16 protein-coding genes and 1 tRNA gene are annotated in these 16,747 nt (G+C 71.9%); 5 read left to right on the top strand and 12 right to left on the bottom strand.

What is annotated here, in order from left to right; translation table 11 throughout:
* Window positions 1-30 precede the first annotated feature (30 nt).
* Together EDF19_RS13055 and EDF19_RS13050 are read right to left on the bottom strand one after the other, a co-directional pair.
* Window positions 31-852, bottom strand: coding sequence for an inositol monophosphatase family protein (locus EDF19_RS13055; RefSeq protein WP_123681327.1), 822 nt, complete (start codon window positions 850-852; stop codon window positions 31-33).
* 57 nt (window positions 853-909) lie between these two features.
* Window positions 910-994 (bottom strand) — tRNA-Tyr (locus tag EDF19_RS13050).
* Window positions 995-1,131: 137 nt separating this feature from the next.
* On the opposite strand from EDF19_RS13050, the gene EDF19_RS13045 reads away from it, so the two are divergent.
* Both EDF19_RS13045 and cls read left to right on the top strand, forming a co-directional pair.
* Entirely contained in the window at window positions 1,132-1,620 is a 489-nt protein-coding gene (locus EDF19_RS13045) for a YajQ family cyclic di-GMP-binding protein (protein ID WP_123681526.1), read from the top strand.
* A 5-nt stretch (window positions 1,621-1,625) separates the two neighbouring features.
* The gene (gene cls / locus EDF19_RS13040) at window positions 1,626-3,086 is read left to right on the top strand and encodes a cardiolipin synthase (protein WP_123681326.1); all 1,461 of its coding nucleotides are present in this window, start codon (window positions 1,626-1,628) and stop codon (window positions 3,084-3,086) included.
* A gap of 53 nt (window positions 3,087-3,139) precedes the next feature.
* Here cls and EDF19_RS13035 read toward each other — a convergent pair whose 3' ends face one another.
* The 4 genes from EDF19_RS13035 to EDF19_RS13020 form a co-directional block, all read right to left on the bottom strand.
* A complete protein-coding gene (locus EDF19_RS13035; RefSeq protein ID WP_123681325.1) occupies window positions 3,140-4,252 on the bottom strand; it encodes a heparan-alpha-glucosaminide N-acetyltransferase domain-containing protein in 1,113 nt (370 codons plus the stop codon).
* Window positions 4,253-4,257: 5 nt separating this feature from the next.
* On the bottom strand, window positions 4,258-5,631 hold the full coding sequence (locus EDF19_RS13030; protein ID WP_123681324.1) for an FAD-dependent oxidoreductase: 1,374 nt from the start codon (window positions 5,629-5,631) through the stop codon (window positions 4,258-4,260).
* An 86-nt stretch (window positions 5,632-5,717) separates the two neighbouring features.
* Complete coding sequence (locus EDF19_RS13025) at window positions 5,718-6,794, bottom strand: polyprenyl synthetase family protein (protein ID WP_123681323.1); 1,077 nt, start codon at window positions 6,792-6,794, stop codon at window positions 5,718-5,720.
* Between the two features lie 32 nt (window positions 6,795-6,826).
* Window positions 6,827-7,618: a demethylmenaquinone methyltransferase gene (locus tag EDF19_RS13020; protein WP_123681322.1), complete on the bottom strand. Its 792-nt coding sequence runs from the start codon at window positions 7,616-7,618 to the stop codon at window positions 6,827-6,829.
* A gap of 108 nt (window positions 7,619-7,726) precedes the next feature.
* Between EDF19_RS13020 and EDF19_RS13015 the strand changes: the two genes are divergently transcribed.
* Entirely contained in the window at window positions 7,727-8,986 is a 1,260-nt protein-coding gene (locus EDF19_RS13015; RefSeq protein ID WP_123681321.1) for an isochorismate synthase MenF, read from the top strand.
* 48 nt (window positions 8,987-9,034) lie between these two features.
* Here the strand turns inward: EDF19_RS13015 and menD are convergent, their stop codons facing one another.
* Together menD and EDF19_RS13005 are read right to left on the bottom strand one after the other, a co-directional pair.
* A complete protein-coding gene (menD, locus tag EDF19_RS13010) occupies window positions 9,035-10,888 on the bottom strand; it encodes a 2-succinyl-5-enolpyruvyl-6-hydroxy-3-cyclohexene-1-carboxylic-acid synthase (RefSeq protein WP_260217168.1) in 1,854 nt (617 codons plus the stop codon).
* On the bottom strand, window positions 10,773-11,129 hold the full coding sequence (locus EDF19_RS13005; RefSeq protein ID WP_185022841.1) for a PLDc N-terminal domain-containing protein: 357 nt from the start codon (window positions 11,127-11,129) through the stop codon (window positions 10,773-10,775). The genes menD and EDF19_RS13005 overlap by 116 nt, the downstream gene beginning before the upstream one ends.
* Before the next feature lie 64 nt (window positions 11,130-11,193).
* On the opposite strand from EDF19_RS13005, the gene EDF19_RS13000 reads away from it, so the two are divergent.
* Complete coding sequence (locus tag EDF19_RS13000) at window positions 11,194-11,529, top strand: DUF4229 domain-containing protein (protein ID WP_123681320.1); 336 nt, start codon at window positions 11,194-11,196, stop codon at window positions 11,527-11,529.
* A gap of 38 nt (window positions 11,530-11,567) precedes the next feature.
* On the opposite strand, the gene EDF19_RS12995 is transcribed toward EDF19_RS13000, so the two are convergent.
* The 4 genes from EDF19_RS12995 to EDF19_RS12980 form a co-directional block, all read right to left on the bottom strand.
* A complete protein-coding gene (locus tag EDF19_RS12995) occupies window positions 11,568-12,569 on the bottom strand; it encodes a 1,4-dihydroxy-2-naphthoate polyprenyltransferase (protein ID WP_123681319.1) in 1,002 nt (333 codons plus the stop codon).
* Window positions 12,570-12,610: 41 nt separating this feature from the next.
* Entirely contained in the window at window positions 12,611-13,750 is a 1,140-nt protein-coding gene (locus tag EDF19_RS12990; RefSeq protein ID WP_123681318.1) for an AMP-binding protein, read from the bottom strand.
* Window positions 13,751-13,766: 16 nt separating this feature from the next.
* Entirely contained in the window at window positions 13,767-14,696 is a 930-nt protein-coding gene (locus tag EDF19_RS12985; RefSeq protein WP_123681317.1) for a 1,4-dihydroxy-2-naphthoyl-CoA synthase, read from the bottom strand.
* Between the two features lie 89 nt (window positions 14,697-14,785).
* Window positions 14,786-15,259, bottom strand: coding sequence for a hypothetical protein (locus EDF19_RS12980; RefSeq protein WP_148071101.1), 474 nt, complete (start codon window positions 15,257-15,259; stop codon window positions 14,786-14,788).
* A gap of 127 nt (window positions 15,260-15,386) precedes the next feature.
* Between EDF19_RS12980 and EDF19_RS12975 the strand changes: the two genes are divergently transcribed.
* On the top strand, window positions 15,387-16,370 hold the full coding sequence (locus EDF19_RS12975; protein WP_260217166.1) for an o-succinylbenzoate synthase: 984 nt from the start codon (window positions 15,387-15,389) through the stop codon (window positions 16,368-16,370).
* Window positions 16,371-16,747 lie beyond the last annotated feature (377 nt).

Here is a 16,747-nt window from a genome sequence, read left to right as displayed (position 1 = left end):
CGGCACCCCCAGACCGAGGGGGCGAGGTCCTCAGTCGGCGAGGGTGTCGCGCTCCAGCCGTCGGACGAGGGCCTCGAGCTCGTCCGCCACCGCCGGGCTCGCGAACAGGAAGGACCGCGTGCCGCCGGCCTCCCAGATCCGGATCGCGGCGCCGGCCTCCTGCGCGACGACCGAGCCGCCGGCCATGTCCCAGGGGTTGATCCCCCGCTCGTAGTAGGCGTCGACCACGCCCGCGCCGACCCCACAGCAGTCGAGCGACGCCGCTCCCCCGCGACGGATGTCCCGGACCTCGCCGATGAGTCCCGCCAGCACCGCGACCTGCTCGCGACGCCGGTCGGCGGTGTAGCCGAAGCCCGTGGCCACGAGGGTCTCGGCGAGCGACGCCGGTGCGCTCACGGTCAGCGGGACGCCGTCGCGGGTCGCCCCCTGGCCGACCGCGGCGCGGTACACGGTCGTGGTCGCCGGGGCCACGACGACGCCGGCGACCGCTTCCCACGACGTCGGGTCCGACGAACCCCGCACGACGCCGATGCTCACGCCGTAGTCGGGACTGCCGTAGAGGTAGTTGACCGTGCCGTCGATCGGGTCCACGACCCAGGTGATCCCCGAGCCGCCCGATGCGGAGCCGGACTCCTCGCCGTGGAAGGCGTCGTCCGGTCGGGCCTCGGCGATCCGGGCTCGGATGAGCGCCTCGACCTCGCGGTCCGCCGCCGTGACCACGTCGACGATGCTCGACTTCCGGTCGGCGACCTCGACTCCCTCGGCCCGTCGTCGTGCGGCGAGCACGGCCGCTTCCCGCGCGATCGTCTCGGCGAGGTCGGCGAACTGGGACGGTGTGAGGTCGGATGCCATGCACCGATCCTGCCAGGGACGACGAAAGCCCCGTCCGGGTCGGACGGGGCTTCCAGGTGGTGGCAAGTGAGGGATTCGAACCCCCGAAGGCTACGCCGGCTGATTTACAGTCAGATCCCTTTGGCCGCTTGGGTAACTTGCCATGCGCACCCAGCCGGTGTGATCACCAACCGAAGGCGCGCACAAAAGCATAGCGGATCCGAGACGGTGGTCGTGACCATCGTGCGCCGGTCCCTGGAGGCCGAACCGGGCCTCCCGAGCGCCGATAGGCTGTCCGGCATGGCAGACAGCTCCTTCGACGTGGTCAGCAAGGTCGACAAGATGGAGGCGGAGAACGCCCTCAACCAGGCCTCCAAGGAGATCGAACAGCGGTACGACTTCAAGGGTGCCGACGCTTCGGTCGCGTTCAGCGGTGACGACGTCCTGATCAAGGCGAACTCGGAAGAGCGCGCCAAGGCCGTCCTCGACGTCCTGCAGAGCAAGGCGATCAAGCGCAACATCAGCTTGAAGAGCCTCGACGCGGGCGACCCGTACCCCTCGGGCAAGGAGTACCGCATCGAGGTGAAGTTCAAGAACGGCATCGAACAGGACGTCGCGAAGAAGATCGGCGCGTTCCTCCGTGCGAACGCCCCGAAGACGGTGAAGAGCCAGATCCAGGGCGACGAGCTGCGGGTCTCCTCGAAGAGCCGCGACGACCTCCAGAACACGATCCAGCTCCTCAAGGGTGAAGAGTTCGACGTCCCGCTGCAGTTCATCAACTTCCGCTGACGCCCGTGGAGCACTGGCTCACCGTCGCGGTCACCGTCTTCCTGGTCCTGCTGGACCTGGCGATCCGCGTCTTCTCGATCATCTACGTCCCGATCAACCGGAAGCCCCAGACGGCGACCGCGTGGTTGCTCGCGATCTTCCTCATCCCCTACATCGGCTTCATCGTCTTCCTGGTCATCGGGTCGACGAAGCTGCCGCACGCCCGGCGTGAGAAGCAGACCGAGATCAACGCGTACATCCTCGAGCAGACCGAGGGGATCGAGCGGGTCCGCCGCGACCACCCGTGGCCGACGTGGCTCGAGAGCATCACCAAGCTGAACCGCGAGCTCGGCGCGATGCCCCTGGTCGGTGGCAACTCGGCCGAGCTCTACCCCGACTACGACGAGTCCATCGCCGAGATGGCCCGTGCGATCGACGGCTCCCGTCGCTTCGTGCACGTCGAGTTCTACATCGCGACGCTCGACGACACCACGCGACCGTTCTTCGAGGCGCTCGCCCGGGCGCAGTCCCGTGGTGTCACGGTCCGTCTGCTGCTCGACCACTGGGCCAGCCGCGGGTACCCCGGGTACAAGGACACGCTCGCGTTCATGGACCGTGCGGGCATCGAGTGGCACCTGATGCTCCCCCTGCTGCCGTTGCAGGGGAAGTTCCAGCGCCCGGACCTCCGCAACCACCGGAAGATCATGGTCATCGACGGCTCGGTGGCGTTCACCGGCTCGCAGAACCTGATCGACAAGTCGTACGACCTGAAGTCGCACATCGACAAGGGCATGGCCTACAAGGACTTGTTCGCCCGGTTCGAGGGCCCGGTCGTCGCCGGCCTCAACGCCCTGTTCGTGACCGACTGGTACAGCGAGACCGACGAGCTGCTGCTCCGCGAGAGCGATCCGGTGCAGCGAGCCGACCGGGGCGATGCCCTGGACTGCCAGGTGGTGCCGTCCGGGCCGGGCTTCGACGGTGAGAACAACCTCCGCCTGTTCAACGCGCTGCTCTACTCGGCACAGGAGAAGGTGTCGATCACGTCGCCGTACTTCGTCCCCGACGACTCGATGCTCTACGCGATCACCACGACCGCGCAGCGCGGGGTCGAGGTCGAGCTGTTCGTCGGCGAGATGGGCGACCACGCGATGACGTGGCACGCGCAGCGCTCCTACTACGAGGGGCTCCTCCGAGCCGGCGTGAAGATCTGGCTGTACCGGGCGCCGACGATCCTGCACGCGAAGCACTTCACGATCGACGACGAGGTGTCGGTGATCGGGTCGAGCAACATGGACATGCGGTCCTTCAGCCTCAACCTCGAGGTCTCGGTGATGGTCCGTGGTCGCCGCTTCGTCGACGCCCTGCGCGAGGTGCAGGACGCCTACAAGGAGCACAGCTTCGAGCTCACGCTCGACGCGTGGCTCGACCGGCCGCGGCGATCGCAGGTGCTCGACAACGTCGCGCGGCTGACGGCAGCGCTGCAGTAGCGCCCCGATCCGGCCCGGGAGGCGCGGGTCGGCCCCGCAGGTCGTCCCGCCTGTCAGCGGACCGGCACCAGGGCCGCGAGGGCACCGACCGCGCGTTCCAGCGGGCCCCGCCCGAGGAACCTCCGCCAGAGCATCGCGAACACGATCGAGCCGAGCGCGAACCAACACCACGCCACCGCGGAGCCCGGGTACTCCCGCAGCATCGCGATCACGACGAGGTGCCCCGAGTAGATCGTCAGGGGCATCGAACCGACCGCGGCGAGCGGGAACGCGATGCGCTCCGCGACCCGTCCGCGCCCGTCGAACACGAGCGTGCACAGCGCGATGACGGCGACGGCGACCCCGGCGCTCCCGGCGACGTCGACGATCGACGACGAGTGGTCGCGCGGCGAGAGGAAGAGCTGCGCGAGGGCCTGGGCGGGCGTCGAGCCCTCTCCCGCGTACGGCACGCCCGGAAACGCGAACGCGGCGTCGTCCGGCAGCGGGGCGAGGACCGAGCCGACCACGTACGCGGTGGTGGCGACCACTGCGCCGGACGCGAGGAGCGCGATCTGCCGACCCCGACCCAGGCCGGCCCTGACGACCGCGAGTCCGACCAGGACGTACGCCAGGAAGGTGACGACGGGGTACACCAGACCGAGCTGCACGCTGACCATGCCCGCGTCGGCGTACGCCGGTGCGATCGCCACCGCGACGATCGGCGACAGCACCGCGCACGACGCGGCGATGGCGAGCAACGGCACGGACCGGAACCGCAGCACCGGGATCACCAGCAGGAAGAGCGCACCGTACGTCGGCAGGATCACGTACACCGGGGTGTCGAGCGCGATCAGCACGAACCCGATGGCGATCACCGCCGCCGCCCGGATCGCGAGCCGCGCGCGCAGCCGACCGATCGTCGGCGGACCCGGCGGGTCGGTGCGTCCGCTCGTCAACCCGATCGAGACACCGGCGAGGACCGCGAACAGCGTCGACGGACGGCCGTGCGCGACGGCTGTCCACGTCGCGGGGTCGGACCAGTCGAGGGTGTCCGCGATGCCGCCGATGTGCGCCGCCATCATGCCGAGGAGCGCGAGGGCCCTGGCGACGTCCACTCCCTGCAACCGCGGCCCCGACGCGGACGCGCCCCGCGCCGCTGTGGGCGGGACGGGGCGCGTGTCGGTCATGGTCGTCAGCTGGTCGGGGCGTCGACGCGTCCGAGTGACACGTCGATCATCTCGTCGCGGGGCACCACCTTGATGCGCTCGCGACCCTCGGCGGCACCGAGTGCGAGCTCGTGGGTGTCGAGGGCGTGCCAGCCGTCGAGGTCGGTGTAGTCGACCCCGCGCTCCCGGAGCAGTGCCGGGATCGCACCCTCGGACGGGTCCTCCGGGCTCCACCAGCTCGCCTGGTCGTTGACGATGTGCTGCACGGTCTCCATGGCGTCGGACTTGGTGTGTCCGATCAGCCCGACCGGCCCGCGCTTGATCCAGCCGGTGGCGTAGACGCCGGGGATCTGCTGGTTGTCGTCGTCGAGGACCTGACCCTCGTGGTTCGGGATCACGCCGTGCCGCTCGTCGAACGGCACACCGGGCAGTGGCGAGCCGAAGTAGCCGACGGCGCGGTACGCGGCCTGGATCGGGATCTCCCGGATCTCGCCCGTGCCCTCGACGCCGCCCTCACCGTTCGGACGGGTCCGCTCGTACCGGATCGCGGTCAGCTTGCCGTCCTCGTCACCGACGAACTCGGTGGGCTTCGCGTAGAAGTGCAGGTGCAGTCGGCGGCTCGCCCGACCCGTCTCGCGGGTGCGCCACTGCTCGAGCACCCGGTTGATCACCATGACCTGCTTGTTCGTGGCGATGGCGTTCTTCGACGCCTCGTCGTGGTCGAAGTCCTCGTCGTAGACGATCATGTCGACGTCGCGGACCTCGCCCAGCTCGCGGAGCTCGAGCGGCGTGAACTTCACCTGCGCCGGACCGCGACGACCGAAGACGTGGACGTCGGTGACCGGGGAGGCCTTGAGGCCTTCGTAGACGTTCGCCGGGACCTCGGTGGACAGCAGGTCCTCCGGGTGCTTGGCGAGGATGCGGGAGACGTCGAGTGCCACGTTGCCGACGCCGATGACCGCGATGCTCTCCGCGGTGAGCGGCCAGGTTCGCGGGACGTCCGGGTGGCCGTCGAACCAGCTGACGAACTCCGCCGCACCGTACGAGCCGTCCAGGTCGACACCGGGGATGTCGAGGTCGGCGTCCTTGATGGCGCCGGTCGAGAAGACCACCGCGTGGTAGTGCTTCTTGAGGTCCTCGAGGGTGATGTCCTCACCGAAGCGCACGTTGCCGAACAGTCGGACGACACCGCGGTCGAGCACGTCGCGCAAGGCGTTCACGATGCCCTTGATGCGGGGGTGGTCCGGCGCGACGCCGTACCGGACCAGCCCGTACGGCGCGGGGAGCTGCTCGAACAGGTCGATCGACACGTCGTGGCCGTGGGCCTCGCGCAGCAGGATGTCCGCGGCGTAGATGCCGGCGGGGCCGGCGCCGACGATGGCGACTCGGAGGGTGGGCACTGATCGTCTCCAGTTTCGTTCGGGTGGGGTGCTCCCGGTGGTGCGTCCCGCGCGGTGGCCGTCGGACCGACCGCGGCGGGGTGTGCTCAGCGGCTGCGGTCGACGACGGAGTCGGCGAACCGGGTCAACGCCCGTTTCACGGTGCCGTCGGGCAGCGGTGCGAGGGCGTCGACGGCCTCACGGGCCCAGCGGACCGCCACGGCACGGGTGGCCGCGGTGGCCTCGTGCTCGCGGAGCGCCGCCACCGCCGATTGGTACGGCACGGAACCGACCGCGTCGTCCGGGGCGCCGTTGACGTCGCGTTCGATGCGCTCGACGAGGTCCTGTGCCGCCGGGTCGCTGGTGGCGAGGCGGCGGAGGAGCAGGACGGGCAGGGTGTCCACCCCGGCGCGGAGGTCGTTGCCGGCGATCTTGCCGGTCTTGTCCGTCGCCGGCGCGAGGTCGATGACGTCGTCGACGAGCTGGAAGGCCACGCCGACCTTCTCACCGAAGGTGCCGACGGCGTCGAGGTAGGAGCGGTCCGCGCCGGAGAACATCACGCCGGCGCGGGCAGCGGTCGCGATGAGCGAACCGGTCTTGTCGCTGAGCACCTGGATGTAGTGCTGCACCGGGTCGTCGTCGGGCTGCGGACCGGTCGTCTCGTGCAGCTGCCCCATGCAGAGGCGCTGGAAGGTCTCGGCCTGCATCCGGATGCCCTCGGTGCCGAGGTCGGCGGTGATCAGGCTGGCCCGGGCGAAGAGCAGGTCGCCGGTGAGGATCGCGACGTTGTTGCCGTACGTGATCTGCGCGGCGGGGACCCCGCGGCGGACGGGCGCCTCGTCCATGACGTCGTCGTGGTACAGCGACGCCAGGTGTGTCGTCTCGATGCTGACCGCGGCCTTCACCACGGCGTCGGTCACGCCGTCGCCGAGCTGCGCGATGAGCAGCGTCAGCGTCGGACGGATCCGCTTGCCGCCCGCGGAGAGCAGGTAGCGGCTCGTGGTGTCGGCCAGGGTGTCCGTGGACCGCATGGCGTCCTCGAGCCCCTGTTCGACGAGCTCGAGGCCGTCGTCGACGGCCGAGATGAAGCGACGGTCGGCAGGGGTGGCGAACAACCGCTCGCCGATGCCCAACGAGGCGCGGAGGCTCGGCGCGCGACGTGCGACCGGGACGCTCGGATTCAAGTGCTGCTCCGTCTTCGGGGGATGGTGACCGGTCAGTCGTCGGCCGGTGCGACGCGCGGCTGCTCGCCGGTCGTCTGGTGGTCACGGCGGGCCTTCGCCCGTCGAGCTGCGGATTCGCGGACGGTGCCCGCGACGGGCTTCCGGCCTCGGTGCAGTGCGACGATACCGGCCGTGAGGTTGCGGTAGGCGACCACGGAGAAACCGACCCCGCGGAGCCACTGGGTGAGGACCTGCTGGTCCGGCCACGCGTCGATGGACTCGGCCAGGTAGCGGTACGCGGCGGGGTTGCTGCTCGACAGCCGCGCGATGCCCGGGAGAACCCGCTTGAGGTACGTGCCGTAGCCGAAGCGGAGCAGTGCCCGCGGCGGCGTCGAGAACTCGCAGATGACGACCCGGCCGCCGGGCTTCAGGACGCGGAGCATCTCGGCGAGCGCCTGCTTCGGGTCGTTGACGTTGCGCAGCCCGAACGAGATCGTGACGGCGTCGAACGTGTCGTCGTCGAAGGGCAGGTGTTCGGCGTCGCCCTCGACGAAGGTGATCTCGGGGTGGCGCTCACGACCGACGGCGATCATGCCGGCGGACAGGTCGAGCGCGGTGACCTCTGCGCCCTTCTTCGCGAACGCGGCGGCGCTCGTCCCCGTGCCGGCGGCGATGTCGAGCACCTTCTCGCCGGGTTGGGGATCGACCGCGCGGACCGTCGCGACACGCCACAGCGGGGCGTTGCCCGCCGAGAGGATGTCGTTCGTGAGGTCGTACTTGGCCGCGACGTCGTCGAACATCGCCGCCACCTCGTCCGGCCGCTTGTTCAGGTCCGCTCTGCTCACCCGACCAATCCTAGAGGTCCCGACCGTACGTTCACCGGACTCGCAGCGACGGTCCGTGCGACGGGCGTCGGGCCGGGCGCTCCGCCGACCGCGCGTAGCATCGGGGACGTGACCCGAACCACCACGGCGGCTCCCCCGCTGACGGTCTCCACCCGGATCCTCGACGACCCGGGAACCGTCCTCCGCCACACCCTCCGCGACCGTCCCCTCGCGTTCGTCCGCAACGGCGACGGCATCATCGGGATCGGTGAGGCGCTCCGGTTCACCTTCACCGGCCCCGACCGGATGCGCGACGCAGCAGCCACCTGGCGCGCCGTCGTCGAGTCCGCCGTCGTCGACGACCCCGTGCAGCTGCGCGGTTCCGGCCTCGTCGCGTTCGGGTCGTTCGCGTTCGCCGACGACTCCGCCGACGAGAGCGTCCTCATCGTGCCGCAGGTCGTGATCGGCCGTCGCCGCGGCAAGGCGTGGCTGACCGCCGTCGACACCACCGTCGGCGCCGAGCCGCTGGCGTTCAGCCGGACCTCCGTGCCGGTGCCGCACATCGGCCCGCACGTCTCGGTCGCGCTCCGTCCGGGGCGCATCGACGAGGACACGTACGCCGCGAACGTGGCCGAGGCCGTGCGGCGCATCGTGGCGGGGAGCGCGCAGAAGGTGGTGCTCGCCCGGGACCTCGTCGGCACGCTGCCGTCCGGCGCCGATCGACGAGCCGTGCTGCTCGACCTCGCCGCCGCGTACCCGCAGTGCGTCACGTTCGCGGTCGACGGGCTCATCGGTGCCACCCCGGAGACCCTCGCACGGACGGACGGCACGCGGCTGACCGCGCGGGTGCTCGCCGGCAGCGCGGCCCGCGGAGACGACGAGGTGTCCGACCGTGCCGCCGCCGAGGCCCTCGCCGCCAGCGCGAAGGACGTCGAGGAGCACGCGTTCGCGATCGACAGCCTGCTCGCCTCGCTCCGCCCGCTCGTCACCGAGCTGCGCGCCGACCCGGAGCCGTTCCGGTTGCAGCTGCCGAACCTCTGGCACCTCGCCACCGACGTGCAGGCCACCCTGCCGCCGGACACCACCTCGCTCGACGTCGCGGACGCCCTGCACCCGACCGCGGCCGTCGCCGGTACCCCCACCGACGTGGCGGTCCGGCTCGTCGCCGAGCTCGAGGGCGTCGACCGCGGTCGGTACGCCGGGCCGGTCGGCTGGATGAGCGCCACCGGGGACGGCGAGTGGATGCTCGCGCTCCGGAGCGCCCGGATCGACGACGACGGGACCGTCCGCGCCTGGGCGGGCGCCGGCGTGGTCGCCGGGTCGGACCCGGCACGCGAGGTCGCCGAGACCGCGCTGAAGTTCCGACCGATCAGCGACGCACTGGCCTGACGCGCACTGACCTGAGACGCACTGGCCTGACGCACACGCCGCTGCGCGTCAGTCGGCCAGCGGCACCTCGATCACGACCCGTTCGGCCGGATCGGTGAGCACGCGCTCGAGGTCGCCCCACGTCGCGGCCCGTCGGTACTCCCACCCGAGCCCGGTCACGACGCGCTCGATGTCGACGTGCTGCGGCGTGGACATCATCCGGCGCATGTCCTCCGGCGGTGTCGTCTTCGCGACCTCGAGCCCGCGGAAGATCGCGCCGCCGTCGTCGTTCCCGACGATCACCTGCACCCGGTGCGTCCGTTCCTCGGTGCCGGTGACGAACGCGCCGAGGTCGTGCAGCAGCGTGAGGTCCCCGAGGAGCACGCGCGTGGTGCCGACCGACGCCGACGAGTGCTCGAGCGCGGCGGCGATGCCGAGCGCCGTCGAGACCGTGCCGTCGATGCCCGCCAGGCCACGGTTCGCGTGCACCCGCAGCTTCTTGCCGAGCACTCGCCCGTCCGCGACGCGGATGATCTGCGACGCGCCGAGCACCAGACGGTCGTGCGGCCACGTCACGCCCCACACGGCGTCGGACAGCATGGCGCGGTCGACGGGTCGGCGGCGGAGTGCGACCTCGTCGCGCAGGAACTTGTTCCGCTCGGCACGGTCGGCGGACCGCTTCGCGTCGAGGTCGGGTCCGGCGTCGCCGTCCCCGAGCAGGAGGCGGCTGGCGCCGACCCACCGTCCGACCCAGGCGCGGTGTTCCGGCCGGGTGCGGCCCGTCACGCGGACGTCGGACACGAAGGTGGTCTCGGACTGCCGGGAGGCGCGGGCCGGGTCGAAGGGATCGGCCGCCGGCCCGCGGACGACGATCGTCTCGAGCCCCTGCCGCTGCAGGAGCGCCGGGACCTCTCTGCTGAGCGTCGGGTGCCCGAGCACCACGGCTCGGCGGACGGCCCCGCCGAAGTCGGCGTCGCGCAGGAGCTCGCGGTAGGCCACGACCAGGTTCCGGCCGAAACGCGCACCGCTCGTGATCTCGGCCAGGAGCGGCGCACCGAGCTCCCACGCGATCCGTTCGGCGTCCTCGCCGGCGTCGTGTCCGGCGATCACGACCGTGCCGGGCTCGTCGTCCGGGGCGAGTTCGGCCACCGGCAGCCCACCGTGCGCACGACGGGTGGCGAACGCGAGGTCGACCTCGTCGTCGGGGACGCCGTGCACCCGGTCGGCGGCGAGTCCGGCGGACAGGGGCTCACGGAACGCGACGTTGAGCTGTGCGGGCCCGGGCTGCCCGGAGTGACCGGCGGCGGCCGCGACGGCCTGTCGGGCGAGGTCGCGGAGCGTGGAGCGGACCGAGTCGTCGGTCCCGTGCGTCGAGGGTGCCTCGACGTCACGGACGAAGGCGACCGCGTGGCCGAACATGCCCGGCTGCACGGTGGTCTGGTTGCTCCCGATGCCGCGGAGTTCGTCGGGCCGGTCGGCGCTCAGGACGATCATCGGCACGCCGGAGTGGTGTGCTTCGAGCACGGCGGGGTGCAGGTTCGCCACGGCGGTGCCCGAGGTCGTCACGACGGCGGCGGGGCGCTGCGTCTCGACCGCGAGTCCGAGGGCGAAGAACCCGGCGGTCCGTTCGTCGATGCGGACGTGCACGGTGAGGCCGCCGGCGCGCTCGAGGGCCACGGCTGCGAGCGCGAGGGCCTGCGAGCGCGAGCCCGGGCTGACGACGACGTCGGTGACGCCGGCGCGTACGAGCTCCTGCAGGAGCGCCAGTGCGGCGTCGGTGGCCGGGCTGCCCGATCCGGCCGGACCGTCAGCGATCGGTGCGGCCGTCGTCGTCTCGGTCGTGGAACTGGTCTTCGAGGTCTCGGAGGGTGGCGTCGTCCTGGTCCTTGTCCGTGCGGGAGTCTCCCGGTGCTGGTGTGCCACCGAGGAAGTCCGGGTCGTCTTCGGGTCCACGGTACCGGGCGCCCGAGCCCGGAGTCGCCGGTGCTCGTCCGAGCAGGAACCAGAGCACGCCGCCGAGCACGGGGAGGACGATGACGAGCAGCACCCAGATGCCGCGCCTGAGGGATCGGACACGTTCGCGGGGCATCGTCGCCGCGTCGATGGCCGCGTACACCGTGAAGGCGACAGCGGCGACGACGACGATCAACCACAAGCGGACCATGCCCCGGAGTCTAGGTCGCGACCCTGTGATGACCCTGCCGGTCGGCCGTCCGTAGACTTGCCGGGTGAAAGCGTGGCTCCTGTACACCCTCGCCCGGCTCGGCATCTTCGCGGCTGCGCTCGTGCTCCTCTTGGTCTTGACACCGATGCCCTGGTACTGGGCGACGATCGTCGCGGCCCTGGTCGGGCTGCTCGTGTCCTACATCGCGCTCGCGCGGCTCCGCACGCAGGTGGCGACGAGCCTCGCGAACCGTCGGGGTCGCCCCGAGCGGGACGCCGACACCGACTTCGAGGACGACTTCGTCGACGCCGCCGATTCGGACGCCGACGACACGACGGTCAAGCGCCCGGTGTCGGACGCCGACCGGCACGCTGCCCGCCGGGACACCGACGCCGACTGACCGGCACCGGCCTGACCGGGCATCGGCGCACCCGCCCGCTACGGCTGGACGGCCAGGGTGATGCCGAGGACGACGCCGAAGGCGAGCGAGGCGAACGACGACAGCTGCAGCGCCGTGATGAGCTCACGGGGCTTCCGTGACGAGACGCCGATGGCCAGTGCCGGCAGCGCCAGCAGCAGCGAGAAGTACGTGAAGCCGGTCCGGAAGTACAGCAGCACGAACCAGAGCAGCACCACGTAGGGCAGCAGCAGGAACAGGCCGTAGAGCACCCGGGCCACCGGTCGGCCGACCACCACGGCGAGGGTGCGCTTGCCGGCCAGACGGTCCTCGTCGATGTCGCGGATGTTGTTCACCATGAGCACCGCGCAGGCGAAGAACCCGGTGGCGACGGCGGCGGCCCAGCCGTTCATCGTGACCTCGTCGATCAGCACGAACTGGGTCCCGAGCACGGCGACGAGCCCGAAGAACACGAAGACGAAGACCTCGCCGAGTGCGTTGTAGCCGTACGGCTTCTTGCCGCCGGTGTAGAACCACGCGGCGACGATCGCGGCGGCACCGACGAGGAGCAGCCACCAGAGCTGGGTGAGCACGACGATGACGAGCCCCGCGACCGCAGCCAACCCGAAGAACGTCAGCGCCACGGTGAGCACGGTCCGGGGCTTCGCGAGGCCGGCGCCGGTGAGTCGTGCCGGTCCGACGCGGAACTCGTCGGTGCCACGGACCCCGTCGGAGTAGTCGTTGCTGTAGTTCACGCCGATCTGCAGGAACAGCGCCACCGCGAGGGCGAGCAGCGCGATGGTGAGGTGCCGGTCCTGCGCCAGGAACGCACCGAAGTCACCGGTGATGCCGCTGTCCACGAAGGCGACGGCGGTGCCGAGCACGACCGGGACCACCCCGAGCGTCAGGGTGCGGAGGCGTGCGCCACCGATCCAGTCGCGCGCGGTCGCCCTGCGCTTCGTGCGGACCGGGGCAGCGGCCTTCGCCGGGTTGCCCGAGCGGCCCTGCTTGTGCGTCGTGTTCTTCGTTCGTGCCACGACCATCGATCATATTCCTGCCGGAGCGCCCGCCCGCTCGCAGTCCCCTATGAACGCGGGGCCTCGGCCAGTGCCCGGATCGCCTGCCGGTCGGGTTTGCCGGAGGCGAGCATCGGCAGTCGGTCCACCACGAGCACGTCCGCGGGACGAGCCGCACGGCCGAGCGCCGAGCCGACGTGCGCGCGGGCGGTCTCGAGGTCGAGCGGGTGCTCGGTCACGACGACGGGCACCTCGCCCCACTCCCCCGACGCCCGCCGGGTGACGACGGCGCCCGCGTGGCCCGGCAGCTCCCGCACGAGCCGTTCGACGGCGCCCAGCTGGACCTTCTCGCCGCCGGAGATCACCACGTCGTCGAGCCGTCCGATCACCCGGACGACACCGTCGACCACGGTCGCGGCATCGCCCGTGCGGTACCACCGGAGTCCGTCGCGCTCGACGAACGTCCTCGCGGTGCGCTCGTCGTCGCCGAGGTAGCCCTCGGCGAGCATCGGCCCGGCGAGGAACAGCTCGCCGTCGACGACCTCGGCGCGGACGCTGCCGAACGGGACGCCGTCGTAGACGCAGCCGCCGCTCGTCTCGCTCGCACCGTACGTCGTCACGATCCGCACGCCCGCCGCGACCGCTCGGTCTCGGAGCGCCTCCGGGGTGGCCTGACCGCCGACCAGGACGGCGTCGAAGCGCCCGAGGGCCGCGGTCGCGCGGGCGTCGTCGAGGACGCGTGCGAGCTGCACCGGGACGAGCGAGGTGTACCGGCGGGGCGCGCCCGGCCCGGTGACGAGCCGATCCGCGGCGTCCGCGAACGCCGCCGCCTCGAAGTGCCCAGGGGCGACCACGACCGGCGTGGTGCCGGCCGCGATCGAGCGTGTCAGGACGTTGAGGCCGGCGATGTAGTGCGTCGGCAACGCCAGGACCCACCCGCCGGGGCCGCCGAGTGCGGCGTCCGCGGCGGCGGCACCCGCGAGCAGCGCCTCGGACGAGAGCGCCACCCGCTTGCCGGTGCCGGTCGACCCGCTGGTCTCCACGACCAGGGCGACCCGCTGCCGGACGTCGGCCGGTGGCGGGGTCGGCAGCGCCGGCGCGCCCTCGGCGACGGGGAGCAGCGCGGGACCGCCGGCGAGTGCTGCCTCCAGGCCGCGGAGCACCGCGATCGGATCCGACGTGCCCAGCGCGACCAGCGGACGGGTCATGCCGGTACCGCCGTGCTCAGTAGTGCCACGGGAACGAGGACCACTCGGGGGCGCGCTTCTCGAGGAAGGAGTCCCGGCCCTCGACGGCTTCGTCGGTGCCGTACGCCAGGCGGGTGGCCTCGCCCGCGAACACCTGCTGCCCGACCATCCCGTCGTCGACCGCGTTGAACGCGTACTTGAGCATCCGGATCGCCGTCGGGGACTTGCCGAGGATGGTCTCTCCCCAGCGGATCGCTTCGCGCTCGAGGTCCTCGTGCGGCACGACCTTGTTGACGGCACCCATCTCGTACGCACGTTGGGCGGAGTACTCCTCGGCGAGGAAGAAGACCTCGCGTGCGAGCTTCTGGCCGATCTGCTTGGCGTAGTAGGCGCTGCCGTACCCGCCGTCGAACGAGCCGACGTCGGCGTCGGTCTGCTTGAACTTGCCGTGCTCGGCGCTCGCGATGGTGAGGTCGCAGATCGCGTGCAGCGAGTGCCCACCGCCAGCGGCCCACCCCGGGACGACCGCGACGACGACCTTCGGCATCATCCGGATGAGACGCTGCACCTCGAGGATGTGCAGGCGTCCCATCGACGCCTGGGCCGCCGCCGGGTCGACGCCCTCGGGCGGTGCGCCCTCGTCACCGACGTACTGGTAGCCGCTGCGGCCCCGGATGCGCTGGTCGCCGCCGGAGCAGAACGCCCAGCCGCCGTCCTTCGGGCTCGGACCGTTGCCGGTGAGCAGGACGACACCGACGCGGGGGTCCTGGCGGGCGTCGTCGAGCGCGCGGTACAGCTCGTCGACCGTACGCGGGCGGAAGGCGTTGCGCACCTCAGGACGGTCGAACGCGACCCGCACGATCCCCTTCGAGACGTGCTTGTGGTACGTGATGTCGGTGAACTGCTCCGCGATCGGAGCCGCGGTCCAGACGTCGGGGTCGAACAGGTCGGAGACGGGAGCAGCCATGCTCCCAACGTACCGCTGCGCCGCCAGGCGCCCGTGCTGGTGCCGTCAGGCACCCGTGTTGGTGCCGTCAGGCGCCCGTGCTGGTGCCGTCAGGCGCCCATGTCGGTCAGGACCTCCGGCGCGACGAACACCAGGATCACGATGAGGATCACCGGGTTCGCGAAGAACGCGACGACGACCCCGATCGCCCCGTACCAGCGGCCGAACGCACCGACGGCGGCGACGAAGCCGAGCACGGCGGCGATGAGCGTCAGGAAGACCACGACGAAGCAGATGCCGAAGGCGAAGTTCGTGTCGCCGCCCATGAACACCGCGAAGGCACTCGCATCGACGGCGGCGGAGACGACCGCGAGGCCGAGGGCGATCTTGCCGACCACCGGGTTGCGGCGCTTGCGGGTGCCGGTCTGCCGGACGTCCACGGTGTTCCGCTGCATGAGCCGGGCGAACTCGTCGGTGTCACGACCCGGGCCACCGGCGCGTGCTGGGCCGGTCGGGCGCTGCGACGGTGCGGCGGCACGAGCCGTCGCGCGCTGCGACGCGCGCTGGTGCGGTTCCGGCGCCACCGAGCCTCCCTCGTTCCGGTCGTTCCCGTTGCCGACCGAGGCCGACCGATGCATGCTAATGCCCTGCCCTGGCGGTCCCCTCCGAGGAACCGTGAGGTGCCCTGGGTGCGGCTGGGAGGATGGCTGCGTGCTCCCCGACCTCGCCGAACTCCTCTCCGACGCGCACGTGGTCGCCCTGCCGATGCGGGTGCGGTTCCGCGGCATCACCACCCGCGAGGCGCTCGTCCTGCGCGGACCCGCCGGCTGGACGGAGTTCTCGCCGTTCGTGGAGTACGACGACGCCGAGGCGGCCGCGTGGCTCCGGGGCACGGTCGACTTCGGCTGGACGGAGCACGCACCGGCCTCGGACTCGGTCCCGGTGAACGCCACGGTGCCCGCGATCGCGCCGGACGACGTCCCCGCACTGCTCGAGCGGTACCCCGGCTGCACGACCGCCAAGGTCAAGGTGGCCGAACCGGGCACCACGATCGACGACGACGTCGCCCGGGTCGCCGCAGTCCGGCGGGCGATGGGTCCATCGGCAGCGGTCCGGGTGGACGCGAACGGCCTGTGGGACGTCGAGCACGCCGTGGAGGCACTCGAGCGGCTCGCCCCGTTCGACCTGCAGTACGCCGAACAGCCCTGCCGGACGGTCCCCGAGCTCGCGGAGCTGCGAGTCCGCATCGATGGGCTCGGCGTCCGGATCGCCGCGGACGAGAGCGTCCGCAAGGCCTCCGATCCCCTGGCCGTCGCACGCGCCGGTGCGGCGGACGTGCTCGTCGTGAAGGCGCAGCCGCTCGGCGGGATCACGGCCGCCCGCGAGGTCATCGCCGCCGCGGGGCTGCCGTGCGTGGTCTCCAGTGCGCTCGACACGTCGGTCGGGCTCGGGATGGGGGCGTTCCTCGCGGCCGCGGCGATGTCCCCGGGGTACGCGGCCGGTCTCGGGACGGCGGCGATGTTCGCCGGCGACGTCACCACGGACCCCCTGCTCCCCGTCGAGGGACGCATCGACGTGCGGCGCGTGCAGGTCGACGCAGCGTTGCTCGAACGTCACGCCGCGTCGCCGGAGCGGACGGCGTGGTGGCTCGAGCGCGTGTCACGCGTGCACGCCCTGCTCGCCGCCGCCGAGTAGCGCTCCGCGCCTGCGCCTGCGCCCGCGCCCGCGCCCGCTCGCTCGCGTTCGCCGAGGTCGCACGACACGCCGCTCGCGTTCGCCGAGGTCGCTCGTTCCGTCGTTCGGCCGGCCCCGGAGCGACGGTTCGTGCGACCACGCCGCTCCGCACACGGCATGTCGTGACCACTGGCGGATGTCCGCCGGACGACCACGCCGCTCCGCACACGGCATGTCGTGACCTCTGGCGGATGTCCGCCGGACAGGCAGGCCAGGCCGGTCGCGGCTCTCGACGCACCCCGGACGACGGACGGGAGGCGGGGGGGCCCCGGGGCCCCCCCCCCCCCCCCCCCCCGGGGGGGGGGGGCCCCCCCCGGGCCCCCCCCCCCCCCCCCCGG

Source organism: Curtobacterium sp. PhB115, from assembly GCF_003752025.1.
Classification (GTDB): domain Bacteria; phylum Actinomycetota; class Actinomycetes; order Actinomycetales; family Microbacteriaceae; genus Curtobacterium.
This window is presented reverse-complemented; position numbering and strand designations above follow the sequence as displayed.